This is a genomic window from Syntrophorhabdaceae bacterium (assembly GCA_036504895.1).
GTDB lineage: Bacteria > Desulfobacterota > Syntrophorhabdia > Syntrophorhabdales > Syntrophorhabdaceae > PNOM01.
Genome location: DASXUJ010000088.1, coordinates 113558 through 130605 on the forward strand (window position 1 = coordinate 113558; position 17048 = coordinate 130605).

The following is a 17048-nucleotide window of genomic DNA, read 5'->3' on the forward strand; positions in this document are numbered from 1 at the left end:
CCTCCCCTCGTCCCGCTGCCCACGTCCATCAACGCCGCCGGAGCTACTTCAGATAGAGCGGAATCAATGTAAAACTGCCGGTCAGCCTGTCGGGCACATCGCGCAGCTTCTGCCAGCTCCATAGTGACCGGCTCCAGATAAAGGGCCTGCCTTTCACGAAGGGGGTGCCGTAGAGCATCCAGAAGCCGTGGGCGCCGGCGTGAATGTTGAGGGTGCCGGACAACTTCATGAAAGAGCGGACCATGCTCGTGGAGGCTGCCTTGGCGTCAACGGCCCCGTCCGGTATTTGCTTCGGATCGTCGGTCTCTCCGTAACCCGGGTCCCAGCGCCCGAATATGGAGAGGGGGTTTTTCGGGTCCCTATAGGTGATGGCGCGCCTGGCGCCCGCCAGATCGGTTACCCTGGGCAGGAGCCTTTTAAACTGTTCCCGCCTTGCCGGACGGTTATCGGTGGAGAGAAGGTCGCTTCTGATCTGGAGCGAGGCGGGATAGTTGATTCCCATCAGGTAGTCGGGGGTGACCATTTCCCCGTCGTACTCGGTCGAGCAGGGGTTGCCGTCGAGCGACCTGCTGGTCACCGTGTAAGGGCCGCCCGTTGAGCGGTAATAGACGAAGCACCGGTAGGACATCTCCACCAGGGCCGTTTCGTTGGTCTTGGCGTCGACGAGCATGTAGCCGTTCAGGTAGGTGCCGGTATTGTCGAGGGATAGGGCGTCAAAGAATTCGCTGATGGAGCCGGCAAACTGTTCTGCCATGGCTGCCAACCAGAAGGTCCAGAGGCCCAGGGGCTTGACCTGGCTCGTGGCCGCCCTGAGGGTCGTCTCGGTGAAGAGGATCCCCTTGTTGTTATAGCCGAAATCGGTATAGGAGCCGATAAGGCCGGGGGTCGCGCCATTGAAGGTGACCAGGTCGCCGTTTATCGAGAGCGTCTGGGCCATGGTCTGGGAAAGATACCCCATCCAGGTATTGTGAGCGAGAATGACCTCCCTGCGAAGACGCTTCAGGAAGGCGGAGCACCTGTCCGGATAATTGCCGGGCCTCATCCCTCCGGGGGGCACCCCGCGATAGGAGATGACATCCATGAGGTCGCAGTAGGCATTCAGGAAATAGACATCCATAAAGGTGAGACCCCCGGTCTCGTACCCCAGGGCAAGCTCCGACGCCTGAAAATAACCGTCGCCGGGCAGCCAGTTGCCGGAAAAATCAAGCTCGGCCGGCTGATCGAGGGCAACGCCATGATAAATGCCGAGCATCCGGAAGAGGAGCCTTTTCAGCCGGTGCGCCGTGACAGGGTCGGTAGCCGGGGCGGTAAGATACTGCAGGAAAGAGACATAGTTGGCATTCAGGTAGCCGGCCGCCTCATTAAGCTCAGCCCCGGTGGGTCCGGGCTGGGCGGGAAAGGTGTGGGAAGGGTCGATCAAATAGGAGTTATCCCACGAATTGTCCCTGGCCGCGTGAATAGTCCTATCCTGCAGCCTGCCCTGGACGAATCCGGCCCGATACTCGGCCCTGAGATCGTTGGCGTCCCTGGACACCACGGTCATGGTAGCGATATTGTTGATCGTCCTGATTATGCCGGATGCGTTGGCGTCAAGGGCATAGGTGAAGGGCCTTCCGGTTATTGCCATCGATTGGCCGGGTGCGGGTTCGGACTGTACCTCGGGATCGGATAGGGCGGCGCTTTCGGCCGTCGCAGACTTGGCCGCGCCCAGGAGGCTCAGACTGAAAAACAGAATAAGGGAGGCCGACAAAATCTCTTTCATTATTTTATCCAATAACACCGGTCAATATTCGAAGACAAGGACGCCTAGGTCTATTCTGTTCCAGCGCACATAAAATATCAAGCAAAATTCGGTGATGACTCGGTGTGGCTTCAAGAAAGGAACAGGGTGGGGATATTCTATTTCGGCGAAATTACGGCAAAACGGATACTCGCAGACTCTTAACTCAAGTGCGCCCAGCAGGAATCGAACCTGCAACCTTTGGATTCGAAGTCCAACACTCTATCCAATTGAGCTATGGGCGCGTGCGGTTTCAGGAAAGCATACCACAGGAAAGGGGCAAAACTGTAGTAAATCATCGCCCGGGCGCGGTCCTCTCTGTTTCCTGCCCTTCTTCCCGTCGGGGCTTACACCTTTACGAGCCTCACCTTCGTGTCGTAAAAAGAAACGCTTCCTCCCACGGGGTCGAGCATGCAGGTGTTCTTGAGGTACGGGTCGACCCACATGGCCGCATTCGCATGGACCCCTTTGGCCCTTCGGGGATCGCCCTTGACCACCGCGCCGTCGATGGTCACGTCCGCGGCGCCCGTGGCCCAGTGGCCGTGGCCCAGGGTGAAGGTGATGACGCCGGGCATGATGGTCTGGGTTACCATTACCTTTCCGATCATGGGCTTCTTCGTCCCGTTCTTCAAGTCCCAGACGCCTTCCTGGTTCGTTGCGGAGACCACCCTTACCACGTCTCCGTCCTTCAGGTTCAGTTTCCTCGCGTCTTCACCATTTATAATGATGCCGTTTTCCGGCATGAGCGCCTGGAGCCAGTAATTCGAGATCGTTCTCGACTTGGTCATGAGGATATCCTTCTGGGTGATGAGGCTCAAGGGGTATCCCTCCACCAATCCCGCCTCCTCGGGGGTTTTGCCGAGGCTTGTGGAAACGGGGAGGTACGTGGCATACCCGGGATTGGGCGTTCCCGTGAAGGCATTTTTCGTGCCTGCCGTCTTCTCCTGGTAGATATTGATGGCCCTTCCATATTTGTTCGCCACCTGGCTGCCCTTGTAGATATCCCTGTAATCCTGGAACCTTCCCCCGCGGTTAAGGACGTAGACGACCTTTCGCCAGGCAGGACCGGCTATTTTCTCCCACCGTGCGGGATCGAATACGGTCTTCGGCAGATGGCTCCTCGATTCGAGAAAGAGTTTTAGCTCCCCGTTGTCGGCGTCCGGTACGGGCGCGCCGTCGGTTGCCAGGTTTGCCACCATCCTGATGTAGAGGTCATCGGGCCTGATAAAATCCTTGCCCGGTCCGAAGCCGTCCTTGCCGAATCCGGGTAGGTTGAGCTTTTCCGCCAGGGCCATGATCACCGCCTCGAAAGAGCAGGCCATCTCCTCCCCGAATACCTTCACCGTCTCCGTAAGGGGGGGCGATGACGGGCTGCCTCACGGGCTGGACCTTTACCGGCATGTTCGGGTGGGATCCCTGAAATTCCCAGCGCTCCAGATAGCTGAGGTCGGGAAAGATATAATCGGCGTACATGGTGGTCGTCCCCACGATGATGTCCGTGGTGAAGTAGAGGGGGACCTTCGCCGTGTCGGCGAGGACCTCGATATTGGTGTGGCCTGCGGGCAGGGAATAGGCAGGGGTGCCCATGTAGCTGAATACCGCCTTTGCGGGATAAGGATAGGCGTCTCCCATGGAGGGCACGATCTCTTCATAGACGTCGCTGGCAAGGGGATACCAGTTGCGTTTTGCGGGATACCCCTCAAACAGGGTGGAGTCCTCATACTTGATGTCGTGACGTATGATGCTGATCCCCGATTTCGGAAGCTTGCCGGGCGCCATCTTTGCAAAGTCGAAGGGCTGCCCTTCCTTGCCGCCTGTGGTATTGTAGGCTGACAGGGCGGTCATCCCGCCTTTCCAGTCATAATTGCCTAAAAGGAGGTTTACGGTCATGGCGGCAGTGACATTGTAGAAGCCGTTCGTGTGCTGGGCGATGCCCCGGTGCACGTCCACGGCGGCCTCCTTGCCATAGCTCGTCAGCTCTTTTGCGGTGAGCTCTATGTTCTCCGCGGGAATGCCGCAAATGGCCGACCACTCCGCCATGGTCCTCGTATTTGCGGAATCGGCGAGCACCTTGAGGCCGCTCTTTACCCTGATCCCTTTAATCTCCATATCGACCATCAGGTCTCCCGTAACAGGGCTCTTTTCATCGTTCGGGTCCACCGCCACGGGCGCGCCCCCTTTCATGGCCACCAGGTACTCGAAGGCGTGCTCCTTTCCTGCCTTGTCTTTACGCTCCTCCGGCCCCGCAAGGCCTATTTCGTGGGCCCTCAGGAACCTTCCCGGTCTTCCTTCCTTGTCGATCTTTACCAGGAGGACCGCGTTCGTCCAGGTGGGCTCTCCCGCTGCCTTTGCCGCGGCCTTATTCGCATTGGACAGATATTTCGCGTCATACCTGCCGTTTTTGATGATCCATTGAATGAGGCCCATGAAGAAGGCGCCGTCGGTGCCGGGCTTTATCGCCATGTACCGGTATGCCTTGGCTGCCGCCTTGTTGAACCTCGGGTCTACCACCACGAGCTTCGTCTTCCCTTCCGCCAGGTTGGGAGAGATCCGTGCATTGAGGTTGGGAGGGCCGTAATTCGCGTCGAAGAGGTTGGAGCCCACGGAGAGCATATATTTTGCATTCTCTCCGTTTGCCTGCCAGTAGAACTTCGGGCCTCCCGTGAATTTATTGTACTCGTACTGCTCGCTCAGTGCCTTGCACGTGAAATAGAGGGAGCCCTGGCAGACGGTCGTATGCCCGTGTGTATTGACGCTTCCGAAATAGTCGCCGAAGAAGCGGGCGCCGAAATCGCTCCGCCCCCCTTTCAGCCTGCCCCACCAGTACACGAGCTGGTTGTTCTTGAGCCCCAGATCAGGATGGTCCGGGTCGATGAGGTATTTCAGGTTGGCCCCATGTTTTGCCTTGAATTCCCCCACCGCCTGCTTCTTGTCCTTGGCGGAAATAACTCCGGCCACATCGGCGGCGATCTCCTTCGCGATTTTCGGGTCCCTCAGCGCATAGATGTCTTTGAGCCCTTCCACGACGCGGTTTTCCTCGCCGGGAACGTGGCTGAAGAGTCTGCCCCCGTTCACGATCTCATTGATTGCCTGGTCAAAGGGTATCGTCGCCCACTTGTTCTCGCCCCGCCTGCCTGCCCTCTTCAGCACTTTCGTGATCCTGTGCGGGTCGTAGGCGGTCTGGATCCCTGCCTGACCTTTCGGGCAGATGGCCGCATCGATGGCGTTGACCTTCTCCGGGGGAGTGGCATAGGGAAGGTGAGGCACGGCCACGAAGGGATTATAAGGGTTGCCGTCGATCTTTAAGGCAATGGCCGCGCCCTTATTCCTCATCAATTTTACCTTTATCCCACAGCCCGTGTTGCACTGGAGGCAGGTCGTATAGAGGATGTTCCCGGCCTTCGTCAGCTCGTATTCCTCCTCGCCGGTGAGGGTCCCTGCTTCCGCCCTCCGGAGAAGGCCCTGGGCCCAGTCCGCCTGGGACGCGAGGAGCGACCCTCCCAGAACCGCCGAACATTTTATGAAATCCCGCCTTGTCAGCTTTTTATCTTTCTCGTTCATCTCCGTCCCCCTATGGCAGTATGTAGAATACCCGCGGTTTCGCGCCTGCCCTTTCGGCAAAGACCGGTATTTTTCCGGGATACCCTATAGTCTGCCCTATCTGCGCTGCCGTCTTGCCCCTGAGGTCCCGGGACATAGGCCCGTCTGCCTTGTCGGCCCTGACCGACTTGAGCACCTGTGTCGGATTGCTCTTCATCATCTTATAGAGAAGGCTCTCCTTGTCATCGAGGTTGCCGAAGAAATTCGCACGGCACGGACAGGTGCTGACACACATGGGGAGCATGCCGAGGCCTATCCTGTGAAGGCAGAAATGGCACTTCTTGCCACCCCGACAGGGATTTCGTTCTTCTCCCGCAGCCATTTGCGACCGTATTCCCAGGTCGGTCCCTTTTCATATTCCTCGAGAAGGGGCGTGCCTTCCGTGTAGAACGCTCCCCCATCGAGATTTCTCGCCTTATAGGGGCAGGCAATCACACACCTGCCGCAGCCTATGCATTGCTCGTAATTGATCATCACAATGCCGGCGCTCACGCCTTTCGTGCTTTTCCACGTGGCTTTCCCTTCCCCCTTGTGGGGGCAGGCTGCCACGCACGGCGGGTTGTCGCACTGGTTACACAACCTCGGCGTGAAACGCCTCTTTACGTGGGGGAAGGTGCCGAATTCCTCTTCATAGACGGGCCGGTAGATAATGCCGGGCGGGCTCTTCTGTTCTGCCATGCACCCCACGGTGCACGCCTTGCACGCGGTACACCTTCTTAAGTCTATGAGCATCGCCCACTGGGGATTCCGCTGCTTCAACGCGCGTTTGATATCATCCTGAATCACAAAAAGCTCATCCCTGCCGAGATACATGGATCACCTTCCTTTTTATTTTACGTGACATCGGACGCAGTTCGTCTTCACGGAAAAGGCCCCGGTCCCGTTGTGACACGACCCGCAGGACTTCCCCTGTTGCATCCCGGCCATGGTGACCGGCTCGTCCTGTGCCCTCGTGACGTAGGGAGACGGGTGGCACTGGGTGCACCCGAGGGAGGCGCTCTTCACATGGAAATCGTGGCTGAAGACGACCTTGCCGGCCTTCTTCACCTCATAGGTGATGTCGCCCCCGCCGATCCTGCTCGCGCCGATCGAGGCGAAGGCCAGCAGCAGAAACATTGCCATGCCTGCTCTTTTCATCATTACCCCCTTCATGCCCGTGAGAACCCTGTGGGGAAGACCTGTTTCCCCAGGGTAACGGGTACATATGAGAAAATATAGCTTACATGGGGGCAATAGCAATACAAAAATGAGGGCGTGAAAAATCACACAAACTTCAAGATTTCAAAGGAATCGTGCGCGGGCGTCGCAGATTGTGACGGGGCGTGAGGTCATGTAAATCGCAAGTGGGCTGTATACGGTAAAGCCATTTGTCGAAACTCTGCAAAGGAGGATGGAGCCTCCGCCCCGGGCGCTCTATGAACCGGGGGAACCAACGGATAAGGATTTGAGATCGCAGGCCAGCTCATTCTCCTCGTCCCTATAGAAGACGCACGTGGAGGAAAGCTCTTTCCTGAGCTGTTCCCGGGCCCGGTGGAGGCGTATTTTTATTGCACCCGTCCGCTCGCCCAGTACGTCCGCGATCTCTCGGTCCTTTAATCCTTCGAGGTTGCTCAATACGATGATGGTCCGGTAATTTTCGGGAAGGCGGTCGATCACCCGGCGGATGCAGGCGCTCATCTCTTCCCTGATGAGCTGCCGCTCCACGTTCGGTGAGGGGGAGGCATCGACGGGAAGAGGAGCACAAACAGAGGCATTTTCGGCAGGACCCGGCGCAGGCTCGATCTGCACCAACTGCCGGAACGAGGGGCTCTTCAACCTGTCGAGGGCCGTATTTGTAGCGATCTTGTAGAGCCAGGTGAGGGGCTGGGCCTCTCCCCTGAACCCTTCAAGTTTCTTGCCTGCCTTGAGAAATGTCTCCTGGGTGAGGTCTTCCGCTTCGGTCTCACCCACGAGTCGCGAGAGGTATCTCTCTATCCTTTTGCGATACATTTCATACATCTGTCCGAAATCGAGCGCGTCCTCTGCCATCGTCCTACCTTCTAAAGGATTATTCTTAATTATAACCCCTCACGGACCTTCATTGCCACTGTGAGCGCATGGGCCTTAATCTCTTCCTCCGCCATATCATTGATCCCGAAGAGGCTCCGGTCGAAATCGTAGAGCCGGTCCGCGATTATCACCTCAGGCGCGAGTTCGGGAATCACCCCTTTCATCATCCTGCTCGCGCACTCGATGAAACAGCCTTCCAGGGCGACGACTTTTGCGCCGTTTCGTGCGAGCCCCCTCTGCCCGGTGTCCTTGGTAAAGGCGCCCCCGAGGCAGAGGCGTGCCGTCTTTTCAGGAATAAGCTCGTGACAGAGGAGGTTCGCCGCCCGCCTCGCCACCTCGCCCCTGAGGCACGCGCCCTCACAGCTCATGACCACGATCGGTTTCGTTCCATTGGCCCGGCTATAGTCTTCGCACATGGGGCACACGTTCTTTGTCTTCTCTATGCGCACCGTTTCATAGGTTGTCGTACCGTCCGTTTTCCCTTCCACACCGCAAAGATTTTCACTATTCATCATTTCCTCCTTAGCTCTTGTTGCCGGAATTCGAGGCCCCCGCTCCACGTGTTGTTACGGCTTTGCCCCGATCCCGGTGATTTTAATCTTCCCTTCCTCGATCATCCTGCACATAATGGTCATCATACCCTTCTCGGAAGTCCCGAGAACTTCCGCCGCCTCTTCGGGGCTGATCGGGCCCTTTTCGCTCACCAGCCGGAGTATGGAGACCTCCATCGATTTCATCCATTCCCCGAAAAGGGGCTCCACATCAGGACGGAGGCCCTCTTTTCTCTCTTCCCCGGCACCTGCCGTGTGCGGGGAGGGTATTCAGCCTTTTGCCGCGGACCCCACATCTGCCTTTCCTTCGGCCCTTTTGGTGCCCTCGTCACCCCCCGGGCCGCCACGCTGCGTATCTGCCGTGGTGGTAAAAAACGGCATATTCCCGCAACAGGAAGGTCCCCTTGAAAAGCACCGTGTCATGAAAAACATCATGAAGAGGAAAAAGAGTATCCCCATCGCCGGGAAGATCCACCACCAACCCGCCATAAAAGAATTGCACCAGAACATATTCGCCACCTCCCTTCCGTTTCTACTTTCGGACTCTTGCAGCTTCCGGCCCGTATATCAGGTTAGACGAGGCAGCTCGCAAAAAGGATACGGGGTCTCATAAATTGGGGATAAAAATCGATTGGGCGGGTATTCCGAATGGGGAGATAGAGGCTGAGGAGCCCTAAGGGAGGAGGCGCCGCAAGGGCGCCCCGTCAGTCTTTCTCGCCAGCCCGGCGTTCGATGAATTCCCTGAATTGCTTCGTCAGGACATGGGCATATTCCCGGCGCACGACTTCCGAGGAGGGAATAAAGTTTTTGGCTGTTTCCAACAGGTCGATAGCCTCTCTGGCAGTCTGCTCGTTCGCCTGCCTTCCTTCATTGTAAAGGTGGGTAAATATCTCGTCCAGGCCGTTGACCGCCACCTGGCTCCCGTCATTAAATCTTAGCGTGCGCCGGCTAACTGTCGGCGTTTCGTCGTCGGCTCATGTAGTTCAGCCAATTATTTGGAACAATGACATAGTGTTACCTCCTCAAATTATTCCCCTCATCGGAGATCCGGCGCTCAGCAGTCTTCCGGGACTTCCCGGAGCCATGCCTCGATCCTGGCCTTTATCGCGTCCCTCACGGCCCTCGTCCGGGCGAGCCTTTCCTCACGGGTTCCTGTGAAGCCCGAAGGATCGTCGAAGCTCCAGTGGATCTGCCTGGTGAGAAGGCCCGGAAAAACAGGGCACGCCTCGGCGCTCGCCTGATCGCAGACGGAAATCACGTAGGAAAAGAGCTCTCCCCTCCTGTAAAGATCAAAGACGCTTTTGGATTGGTTATGGGAGAGATCGATGCCGGCTTCTCTCATCACTTCCACGACCAGGGGGTTGATCGGTCCCGGGTCGAGACCCGCGCTGACTACCTCAAATCTGTCCCCTGCGAGGGACTTTAAAAAAGCCTCCGCCATCTGGCTCCGCGCGCTGTTGTGGACGCAGACGAATAATACCCTCTTTTTCATGCTTTCCTCCCGGCGTTCAATCCTTGCAGGTATAATAACAGACTCCTGCCGGCGTCTCCACTGCAAAGGGAAAATATTTCTTTTTGAACCAGAGGGAGAGGTGGACGAGGTTGATGAGCACGGGCACCTCCACGAGGGGGCCGATCACCGCGGCAAAGGCAGCGCCCGAATTGATCCCGAAAACCGCCACCGCCACCGCGATGGCAAGCTCAAAATTGTTCGATGCGGCGGTGAACGAGAGCGTCGCGGCCTGTCCGTAATGGGCGCCCACCTTCGCGCTCATGAAAAAGGAGACAAGGAACATGATGACGAAGTAGATGAGCAGGGGTATGGCGATCCGTACCACATCGAGAGGGATCTTCACGATATACTCACCCTTCAGGGAGAACATGACGAGGATGGTGAAGAGGAGCGCGATCAGGGTGAGGGGGCTGATCTTCGGTATGAATTTTTCGTGGTACCACGTCTTGTCCTTTATTTTAATGAGGACAAACCTCGTGATAACGCCCGCAATGAAGGGGATGCCGAGATAGATGAAGACGCTCTTCGCGATCTGGCCTATGGTGATATCGACGACGACCCCTTTAAGCCCGATAAGGGGAGGCAAAACCGTGATGAAGATATAGGCGTAGACGGAAAAGAAGAGGACCTGGAATATGGAGTTGAAGGCCACGAGACCCGCACAGTATTCCGTATCCCCTTTTGCGAGATCGTTCCAGACGATGACCATGGCGATGCAGCGGGCAAGGCCGATCATGATGAGGCCCACCATATATTCGGGGTAGCCCTTGAGGAATACGATGGCGAGAAGGAACATAAGGATGGGGCCCACCACCCAGTTCTGCACGAGGGAGAGACCCAGGACCTTGAAATTCGTGAATACCTCGCCCAGCTCCTCATACTTCACCTTCGCGAGCGGCGGATACATCATGAGGATAAGCCCTATGGCGATGGGAATATTGGTGGTCCCCGACTGGAACTGGTTCCAGAAATCGACCACCCCGGGAGAAAGGTACCCCCAGCCCACACCTATGAACATGGCCAGAAAGATCCATAGAGTGAGAAAGCGGTCCAAAAATGAGAGTTTCCTGCTGAGCTGTTCTTCGGCCATTCCTTTATCCTCCTTTCCTGCCATGTCCCGCGCTGCCCGTCTCGCACAGTTTCCGGGCCTTCACTTCCTCCATCTTCTTCGCATCCGCCCCGGCCCAATTCATGCCGGACAAATGGGAGCGCATGAAGTCGAGGTGCGCTCTTGCAAGCTCATCGAGTGATTCTTTGATGGAGTAGTGCATCCACGTGCCCTTGCGCGCGCTGCTCACGAGCCCGGAGTGCTTGAGATAGGCGAGATGGCGGGAGATCTTCGATTGGGGCTCTTCAAAGATCGCCATGAGGTCGCACACGCAAAGCTCCCCGTGGGTAAGGAGCATCAAGATCCTGAGCCTCATCTCCTCTGAGAGGGCCTTATAGAGCTGCACGGTATTTTCCATCCACGAACTCCATTTAATGGGGCTTGCGTCGCTCTGCATAAGGCCCCTGTTTCACGTTACCCGAAGTTCCTTGTATCGTTATAACCGCATATGCGGATATAGGAGTATATACCACCTCCAGGGGCCTCTGTCAAAGAAATTGAAATTAATTATTGACATGTTTATTGGCGTGTTGGTATAATTGCCAACAAGCTAATGGAGGCACACATGCTCACTTTTGAAGAAGCTGAAATACGAAGCAGGATCATAAAGGCCATGGCCCATCCTGTCCGTCTCATGATCGTGGACATGCTCAAGGATGGGGAAACCACCTTTGCGAAGATTAACGAGATGTTCGAATCCGATAAGTCGACCATCTCGAAACACCTCCTCGTGTTGAAGGATGCGGGCATCCTCTCTTCGCGAAAGGCAGGGGCGGACATGATCTACCGCCTCGAGACGCCATGCGTCATCGATTTTTTTGGCTGCGTCACCGGGGTGATCGAAAATAACGTCAAGAGGCAGCAGGTCTGTCTCTGTAAGAAGTCTTGAAGAATTGGAGAAGAACAAATTAAAAACGGGGGTATGGGTTTGAAAAAGATTCAGATTCTGGGGCCGGGATGCACGAAATGCACGAAGCTGGCCGCCAATGCCACGGAGGCGGCTAAATTAGCGGGAATCGATGTTGAAATCGAGAAAGTGACCGATATTCAGGGGATCATGGGCTATGGGGTCATGATGACCCCTGCCCTCGTCATAGATGGGCAGGTGAAGACCGTAGGAAAGGTCCTGTCGGCTGAGGAGATCAGAAAACTCCTCTAGACCGGTGCCGGAACGAAAACGAAAGGCTCCTCGGGACAGGGAGGAGAAATTCAATAAAGGAGGTACCACATGGTGGAAGAAAAAGATACGTGCAGTGGTGCGACCGTCAAGACCCTCATCCTCGGCTGCTCCGGGGGCTCCAATGTGGGGCAGATCGCGAACAACGTGATGATCGAAATGGATAAGAAGGGGATGGGCAATGCCTATTGCCTTGCGGGAGCCGGTGCCGATCTTTCGGGGTTCGTGGAGAGCGCCCGGGCGGGCCGGACCATCCTCATCGACGGCTGCCCCGTGGGATGCGGCAAAAAGATATTCGGCAGACAGGGGATCACGCCTACCCGCTATTATGTGATTACCGAGCTCGGCATCGAAAAGAGGCACGACTTTCACGACCTGGCTGAGGAGACAGGGCAGGCCGTGGAGCAGATCGTGGGGAATGGGTGATTCCGGAAATGGACAGCATGAAGGTTCGACTGAGAAAAGAGCATCTGTGGGTCCTCCTGGCGGCCTTTCTCCTCGCGGGATTTTATCTTTCAGGCCCCGCGGGCGGAGAGACAAAAAGCGCGAATACGCCCGCTCCGGGAAAGTCGATCCCGCTGCTCGTGGATGTGGGGGCGAAGAAGTGTATTCCCTGCAAAATGATGGCGCCCATCCTGGAGGAGCTGAAAAAGGAATACGAGGGGATTTTCATGGTCGATTTCATCGACGTGTGGGAGAATCCGGGGGCCGGAGAGAAATACGGCGTCCGTGGCATACCGACCCAGATTTTCTACGATGCTTCGGGGAAGGAGTTTTACCGTCACATGGGCTTTTTTTCAAAAGAACAGATCCTCGACACCTTCAGAAAGCATGGGATCGCACTGAAGAAGGCGTCGAAATAGGGATAAAAGAGGCTATTGATGGTAGAGAGGCTCTTCATAACGCTTAACCAGGCCGTAGAGGGGACACCTACCTTCGCCCTCGGCGCCGCGTTCCTGTGGGGAATACTGAGCATGGTCCTTAGCCCCTGCCACCTGTCGAGCATTCCACTCATCGTAGGCTTCATCGACGAACAGGGGCGCATCGCAACGAAAAGGGCCTTTTTCATTTCCCTCCTCTTCTCCGCAGGCATAATGGTCAGTATTGCGGCCATCGGCCTGGTTACCGCCATGGCGGGTCGCATTATGGGAGACGTGGGCCGGTACGGGAACTACATTGTGGCGGGGATCTTCTTTCTTGTGGGTCTCCACCTCTTCGACCTTATTCCCATGCCCTGGTCGGGCCCCGGACAGATCGGTATGAAACGAAAAGGTATCTTTGCGGCCTTCATCCTCGGACTCATCTTCGGCATCGCCCTCGGCCCCTGCACCTTCGCCTATATGGCGCCCATGCTGACCATTACCTTCCAGCTTGCCGCCGCGGAGCGCTGGTACGGCATGCTCCTTCTTCTTGCCTATGCCGTCGGCCATTGCTCCATTATCGTGCTGGCCGGAACCTGCACGGAGCTGGTCCAGGGCTATCTGAACTGGAACGGGCAATCAAAGGGACCTCTCGTTGTGAAGCGGGTCTGCGGCGCCTTTGTGATTTTGGGAGGATTTTATCTGATCTACACCACCGTCTGATCATTTTTTTGGTGAGGCGGTTGCAGAAATAAGGAGGTATCCCGTGTTGAGCGGTTTTTCAAAATACGTGGTCTATGATCTGTTCAAGCTGACCCCGAATACCAGCCTCTCGGGCGCGTTCGAGTTCTTCATCTACGATACGATCAAGATTTTTCTCCTTCTTATGGTCATCATCTTTGCCATCTCTCTGGTACGGAGCTTCTTTCCTCCGGAAAAGACACGAAAAATCCTCGCCCGTAAGCGGGAGTTCATAGGCAACATAGTCGCCGCCCTGCTCGGCGTGGTAACGCCTTTTTGCTCCTGTTCGGCGGTGCCCCTCTTTATCGGTTTCGTGGAAGGGGGCGTGCCTCTCGGCGTTACCTTTTCCTTCCTGATCTCGTCGCCCATGGTCAACGAGGTCGCCATTGTCCTGCTCTGGGGTCTCTTCGGGTGGAAGGTCACGGCCATCTATATCGGCACGGGCCTCTGCGTGGCCATAGCGAGCGGGTATATTATCGGGAAATTGAACCTCGAAAAATGGGTGGAGGAGTATGTCTATACCATGCATATGGGAGAGGGCGCCGAGCTCGCGCCGCTGACGTTTCGGGACCGCATAGACTATGCCCGGTCGAACACCAAAGAGATCCTGGGAAAGATATGGTTTTATGTCATTATCGCGATCGGCATCGGCGGGTTCATCCACGGCTATGTGCCCGAGGATTTTCTCGTCAGGTACGCGGGTCCCGGGAATATTTTTGCCGTCCCTATCGCCGTGCTCCTGGGCGTGCCCCTTTACTCCAATGCGGCGGGCGTTATCCCCATCATATACGCCCTCATGCAAAAGGGACTGACCCTGGGCACTACCCTCGCCTTCATGATGGCCGTCACCGCCCTTTCCCTGCCCGAGATGATCATCTTGCGCAAGGTCTTGAAAATAAGGCTCCTCGCCGTCTTTGCGGGCATCATGACCGTCGCCATAATGGCCGTGGGTTACCTTTTTAACGCTATCATGTAATCGGGCGGGGCTGTCGCCCCGCGGAGCCCCTTTATCCCCGGCCCCCGGAAAGCCGCGTACCTTCTCCCCTCCCTTGAATAGGGGCGGTCGGGGCACTATATTTCATGAACGGCAAATTTAAAAGGAGGCAGACAATGAAGGTGCTTGCGTGGGCAGTCATTTGTATCGCGGTCTTTGGCGGTCTCTCCTGTACGTCCACGGGCTATAATACCCAGACAGGGGCGATGGTCGGGGCAGGAGCAGGGGCATTGATCGGCCAGGCCATAGGGCGCAACACGGCGGGTACGTTGATAGGACTTGCCGGGGGAACCCTTGTCGGTGCGATCGTAGGAAACGCGGTGGATCAGAACGAGATGAACAGACGGCTCGAATGGGAAAGGCAGCAGCGCGCCTATGCGGCCCCCGGGCCCGATCAGCCTCCTCCGGGGCGATGGGTCCAGGTGCCGGGCCAGTGGGCAGGCGGGAGATGGGTGCCGTCTCACAAAGTCTGGGTGCCGGTAAACCCGTAATTCCGGTGCGGCTCTTTTGAAGCATGAGATGCCATGATAGACAGGGAGGATACACCATGAAAGGATTGAAGTATCTGATTTTAGCTGCTGTCCTTATGATGTGCGGCTTCACCATGAGCGCGGCCGCCGCTGAGCCTCTCCGGGGCACGAAAACTTTCAACAAGGCAGGCTTCGGGTATGTAATACAGTATCCCGACGGATGGCTCTCTTATACCGAGGGGCGCCATACCGCCATGTTCATCGGAAAGGAGGGGACCAAGCAAAATTACCCCACCGTGGTGATAAAAAACCTTCTCGCCGCGTCTCAGGGCGGAAAGTTCCGGGCGGTCGATGGGGTCATCACAGACCTGGAGAACCAGCTCCGCTCCACGTCAGAGGCAATGGTCTTTAACCCCGAGCCCTTCAAATATACCAAGGACGGCTTTAATCTCACGGGCACCCAGTGCGTCGCCGAGTATACGATCAAGAAGGAACGGTTCAAACAGTGGGCGGTGGTGATGCCGGACGGCAATAAACCTTCTTTTTACGTGTGGTCTTATACGGCCCCGGAAGCAGCGTACGACGTCTATCTCCCGATAGCCAAGGCGATGTTCGATTCCTGGGTTTTAAAAGAGTAACAGTTTTGTCACGGGCAACGGCCGGTTCCGGTTCACCCACGAGGGGCGAGTGAGTCCCTATAGCTGTGCTGGGGGGGAGAAGCTGAAACGCAGACCCGTCTTCTCGTGTCCAGCTCGCACCGCGAGCGAGAGAGGGAGGCTCGCCCGGCTTTGCCGGGCGAGGGGGCGACGTGAGTCCCTATAGTTGCACGGCCGTTGCCGCCAAATTCCATAGAATTTTCTCTCCCGTAATGGTAGATTTCTCAAGGACATCATTCCTTGGAACCCTCTATCGAAAAATGCCGGCAGATCCTCTCCGTCTCGACGCGCGCCCCCCTCAGGGAAATAAAGGAGGCCTACCTCGACCTTGCAAAGGTCTGGCACCCGGACCGTTTCGCGGGCAACTCAAGGCTTGAAAAAAAAGCGACCGAGAAGCTCGCGGAGATAAACCGGGCCTATGAGATCCTCCTCGCCTTTTATGAAGCAGGGGGTAATGAAGGGGGGATGGATGGCCCGGAAGAAGTCCGGCGTGCATATCCTCCCCCGAATGAAGAGGCCCGGGGCAATATGTGTGAAATGCCAAAGCGCCACGGCTTCTTCCGGATTCTCATGACCCTGTGCGCCATCGCGATCATCCTGATCGGCGTCACCCTTATGGTGAAACAGAGAAGAGCGGAAGTCCCCGTAAAGGTAATCCTTCCTTCGCCCGCGCCGGAATCAGGCCCGGAAAGCGCGCCGAAGAAGAGGCCCCTCCGGTCCCAAAAAAGTCCGGAAAAGACCGATACCCTCCGGCCCGGGAAGCAATTTCAAGACCGATCCGGCTCCTTCACCCTGGGCTCCACAAAGGAGGAGGTCCTCGCCGCACAGGGTCCTCCCCAGCAGATATCCGAGAGCAGGTGGAGTTACGGCCCGTCCTGGGTCGAATTCGCGAAAGGACGCGTCATCGGCTGGTATAACAGCACCCTCGATTCTTTAAAGGTAAAAGTCATTGCGAAGGCGGAGCCGGAGCGATCCTTCTTCACCCTCGGATCCACAAAGGAGGAGGTGGCCGCCCTCCAGGGCACACCCACGCAGATTTCCGGAAACCGGTGGAGCTACGGCTTTTCACGCGTAGATTTTGCGAGAGGAAAGGTGGTGGGCTGGTATAACAGCGCCATGGACCCCCTGAGGATAAAATTAGCACCCAAATCAGAGCCGGAACGCTTCTTCTTCAGGGTGGGATCGACGAAAGAGGAGGTACTCGCCGTCCAGGGCACTCCCACCCAACTCACCGAAAACCGGTGGTCCTACGGCTACTCCTATGTGGAATTCGAAAACGGCAAAGTGGTCAAATGGTATAACAGCGAGCAGGACCCCCTTGCCATAGAGGAAGAGTAGCGGGCTGCCTATGCATCCCGGATGTTCGCTTTGACGCGCTCGATCAGTTCCGGCGTCACTTCCCGGATACCATGTTCCCTGGCATGCTCGGCAACCTTCCGGAGCACCTCCTCTTCCGTCTCGCCCCGCATGACCTCCTTGCACCCGCTCGATGGATCTACCTTGGCGCACTCCACGATCTTTGCCATGGCCTTGCCTCCTTAAAGTTAAA

Annotated in this window: 23 protein-coding genes and 1 tRNA gene; 9 read left to right on the top strand and 15 right to left on the bottom strand. The window is 56.6% G+C overall.

What is annotated here, in order from left to right; all coding sequences use genetic code 11:
• Positions 1 to 43: 43 nt before the first annotated feature.
• The 14 genes from VGJ94_12840 to VGJ94_12905 all read right to left on the bottom strand — a co-directional run bounded on the left by VGJ94_12840 (position 44) and on the right by VGJ94_12905 (position 10959).
• Positions 44 to 1762 carry a hypothetical protein gene (locus VGJ94_12840; protein HEY3277500.1) on the bottom strand — a complete coding sequence of 573 codons (1719 nt, stop codon included), beginning with the start codon at positions 1760 to 1762 and terminating at the stop codon, positions 44 to 46.
• Between the two features lie 189 nt (positions 1763 to 1951).
• Positions 1952 to 2025 (bottom strand) — tRNA-Arg (locus VGJ94_12845).
• A 102-nt stretch (positions 2026 to 2127) separates the two neighbouring features.
• On the bottom strand, positions 2128 to 3102 hold the full coding sequence (locus tag VGJ94_12850) for a molybdopterin dinucleotide binding domain-containing protein (GenBank protein HEY3277501.1): 975 nt from the start codon (positions 3100 to 3102) through the stop codon (positions 2128 to 2130).
• Positions 2993 to 5341 (bottom strand): molybdopterin-dependent oxidoreductase, encoded by a 2349-nt coding sequence (locus tag VGJ94_12855; GenBank protein ID HEY3277502.1) that lies wholly within the window; start codon positions 5339 to 5341, stop codon positions 2993 to 2995. The genes VGJ94_12850 and VGJ94_12855 overlap by 110 nt, the downstream gene beginning before the upstream one ends.
• 10 nt (positions 5342 to 5351) lie before the next feature.
• A complete protein-coding gene (locus tag VGJ94_12860) occupies positions 5352 to 5624 on the bottom strand; it encodes a hypothetical protein (protein HEY3277503.1) in 273 nt (90 codons plus the stop codon).
• A gap of 8 nt (positions 5625 to 5632) precedes the next feature.
• Entirely contained in the window at positions 5633 to 6193 is a 561-nt protein-coding gene (locus tag VGJ94_12865) for a 4Fe-4S dicluster domain-containing protein (GenBank protein HEY3277504.1), read from the bottom strand.
• A 15-nt stretch (positions 6194 to 6208) separates the two neighbouring features.
• On the bottom strand, positions 6209 to 6520 hold the full coding sequence (locus tag VGJ94_12870; GenBank protein ID HEY3277505.1) for a cytochrome c3 family protein: 312 nt from the start codon (positions 6518 to 6520) through the stop codon (positions 6209 to 6211).
• 273 nt (positions 6521 to 6793) lie between these two features.
• Positions 6794 to 7408, bottom strand: a complete 615-nt coding sequence (locus tag VGJ94_12875; GenBank protein ID HEY3277506.1) for an RNA polymerase sigma factor — start codon at positions 7406 to 7408, stop codon at positions 6794 to 6796.
• 29 nt (positions 7409 to 7437) lie between these two features.
• A complete protein-coding gene (locus VGJ94_12880) occupies positions 7438 to 7944 on the bottom strand; it encodes a putative zinc-binding protein (protein HEY3277507.1) in 507 nt (168 codons plus the stop codon).
• A gap of 51 nt (positions 7945 to 7995) precedes the next feature.
• Positions 7996 to 8190 (bottom strand): hypothetical protein, encoded by a 195-nt coding sequence (locus VGJ94_12885; protein HEY3277508.1) that lies wholly within the window; start codon positions 8188 to 8190, stop codon positions 7996 to 7998.
• A 494-nt stretch (positions 8191 to 8684) separates the two neighbouring features.
• Positions 8685 to 8894, bottom strand: a complete 210-nt coding sequence (locus tag VGJ94_12890; protein ID HEY3277509.1) for a hypothetical protein — start codon at positions 8892 to 8894, stop codon at positions 8685 to 8687.
• 140 nt (positions 8895 to 9034) lie between these two features.
• Complete coding sequence (locus VGJ94_12895; GenBank protein HEY3277510.1) at positions 9035 to 9472, bottom strand: arsenate reductase ArsC; 438 nt, start codon at positions 9470 to 9472, stop codon at positions 9035 to 9037.
• 16 nt (positions 9473 to 9488) lie between these two features.
• Complete coding sequence (gene arsB, locus VGJ94_12900) at positions 9489 to 10583, bottom strand: ACR3 family arsenite efflux transporter (protein ID HEY3277511.1); 1095 nt, start codon at positions 10581 to 10583, stop codon at positions 9489 to 9491.
• 4 nt (positions 10584 to 10587) lie between these two features.
• Positions 10588 to 10959, bottom strand: coding sequence for a metalloregulator ArsR/SmtB family transcription factor (locus VGJ94_12905; GenBank protein HEY3277512.1), 372 nt, complete (start codon positions 10957 to 10959; stop codon positions 10588 to 10590).
• A 207-nt stretch (positions 10960 to 11166) separates the two neighbouring features.
• Between VGJ94_12905 and VGJ94_12910 the strand changes: the two genes are divergently transcribed.
• The 9 genes from VGJ94_12910 to VGJ94_12950 all read left to right on the top strand — a co-directional run bounded on the left by VGJ94_12910 (position 11167) and on the right by VGJ94_12950 (position 16837).
• A complete protein-coding gene (locus tag VGJ94_12910) occupies positions 11167 to 11490 on the top strand; it encodes a metalloregulator ArsR/SmtB family transcription factor (GenBank protein HEY3277513.1) in 324 nt (107 codons plus the stop codon).
• 39 nt (positions 11491 to 11529) lie between these two features.
• Positions 11530 to 11760, top strand: coding sequence for a thioredoxin family protein (locus VGJ94_12915; protein ID HEY3277514.1), 231 nt, complete (start codon positions 11530 to 11532; stop codon positions 11758 to 11760).
• A 69-nt stretch (positions 11761 to 11829) separates the two neighbouring features.
• Positions 11830 to 12204 (top strand): putative zinc-binding protein, encoded by a 375-nt coding sequence (locus VGJ94_12920; GenBank protein ID HEY3277515.1) that lies wholly within the window; start codon positions 11830 to 11832, stop codon positions 12202 to 12204.
• 17 nt (positions 12205 to 12221) lie between these two features.
• Positions 12222 to 12641 (top strand): thioredoxin family protein, encoded by a 420-nt coding sequence (locus tag VGJ94_12925; GenBank protein HEY3277516.1) that lies wholly within the window; start codon positions 12222 to 12224, stop codon positions 12639 to 12641.
• Between the two features lie 18 nt (positions 12642 to 12659).
• Complete coding sequence (locus VGJ94_12930; GenBank protein ID HEY3277517.1) at positions 12660 to 13361, top strand: cytochrome c biogenesis protein CcdA; 702 nt, start codon at positions 12660 to 12662, stop codon at positions 13359 to 13361.
• A 43-nt stretch (positions 13362 to 13404) separates the two neighbouring features.
• Positions 13405 to 14355, top strand: coding sequence for a permease (locus tag VGJ94_12935; protein ID HEY3277518.1), 951 nt, complete (start codon positions 13405 to 13407; stop codon positions 14353 to 14355).
• Between the two features lie 134 nt (positions 14356 to 14489).
• The gene (locus tag VGJ94_12940; protein ID HEY3277519.1) at positions 14490 to 14864 is read left to right on the top strand and encodes a glycine zipper domain-containing protein; all 375 of its coding nucleotides are present in this window, start codon (positions 14490 to 14492) and stop codon (positions 14862 to 14864) included.
• A 56-nt stretch (positions 14865 to 14920) separates the two neighbouring features.
• The gene (locus VGJ94_12945) at positions 14921 to 15481 is read left to right on the top strand and encodes a hypothetical protein (protein HEY3277520.1); all 561 of its coding nucleotides are present in this window, start codon (positions 14921 to 14923) and stop codon (positions 15479 to 15481) included.
• 258 nt (positions 15482 to 15739) lie between these two features.
• Positions 15740 to 16837: a DnaJ domain-containing protein gene (locus tag VGJ94_12950; protein HEY3277521.1), complete on the top strand. Its 1098-nt coding sequence runs from the start codon at positions 15740 to 15742 to the stop codon at positions 16835 to 16837.
• Positions 16838 to 16845: 8 nt separating this feature from the next.
• Here VGJ94_12950 and VGJ94_12955 read toward each other — a convergent pair whose 3' ends face one another.
• A complete protein-coding gene (locus VGJ94_12955) occupies positions 16846 to 17025 on the bottom strand; it encodes a DUF1059 domain-containing protein (protein HEY3277522.1) in 180 nt (59 codons plus the stop codon).
• Positions 17026 to 17048: the final 23 nt, after the last annotated feature.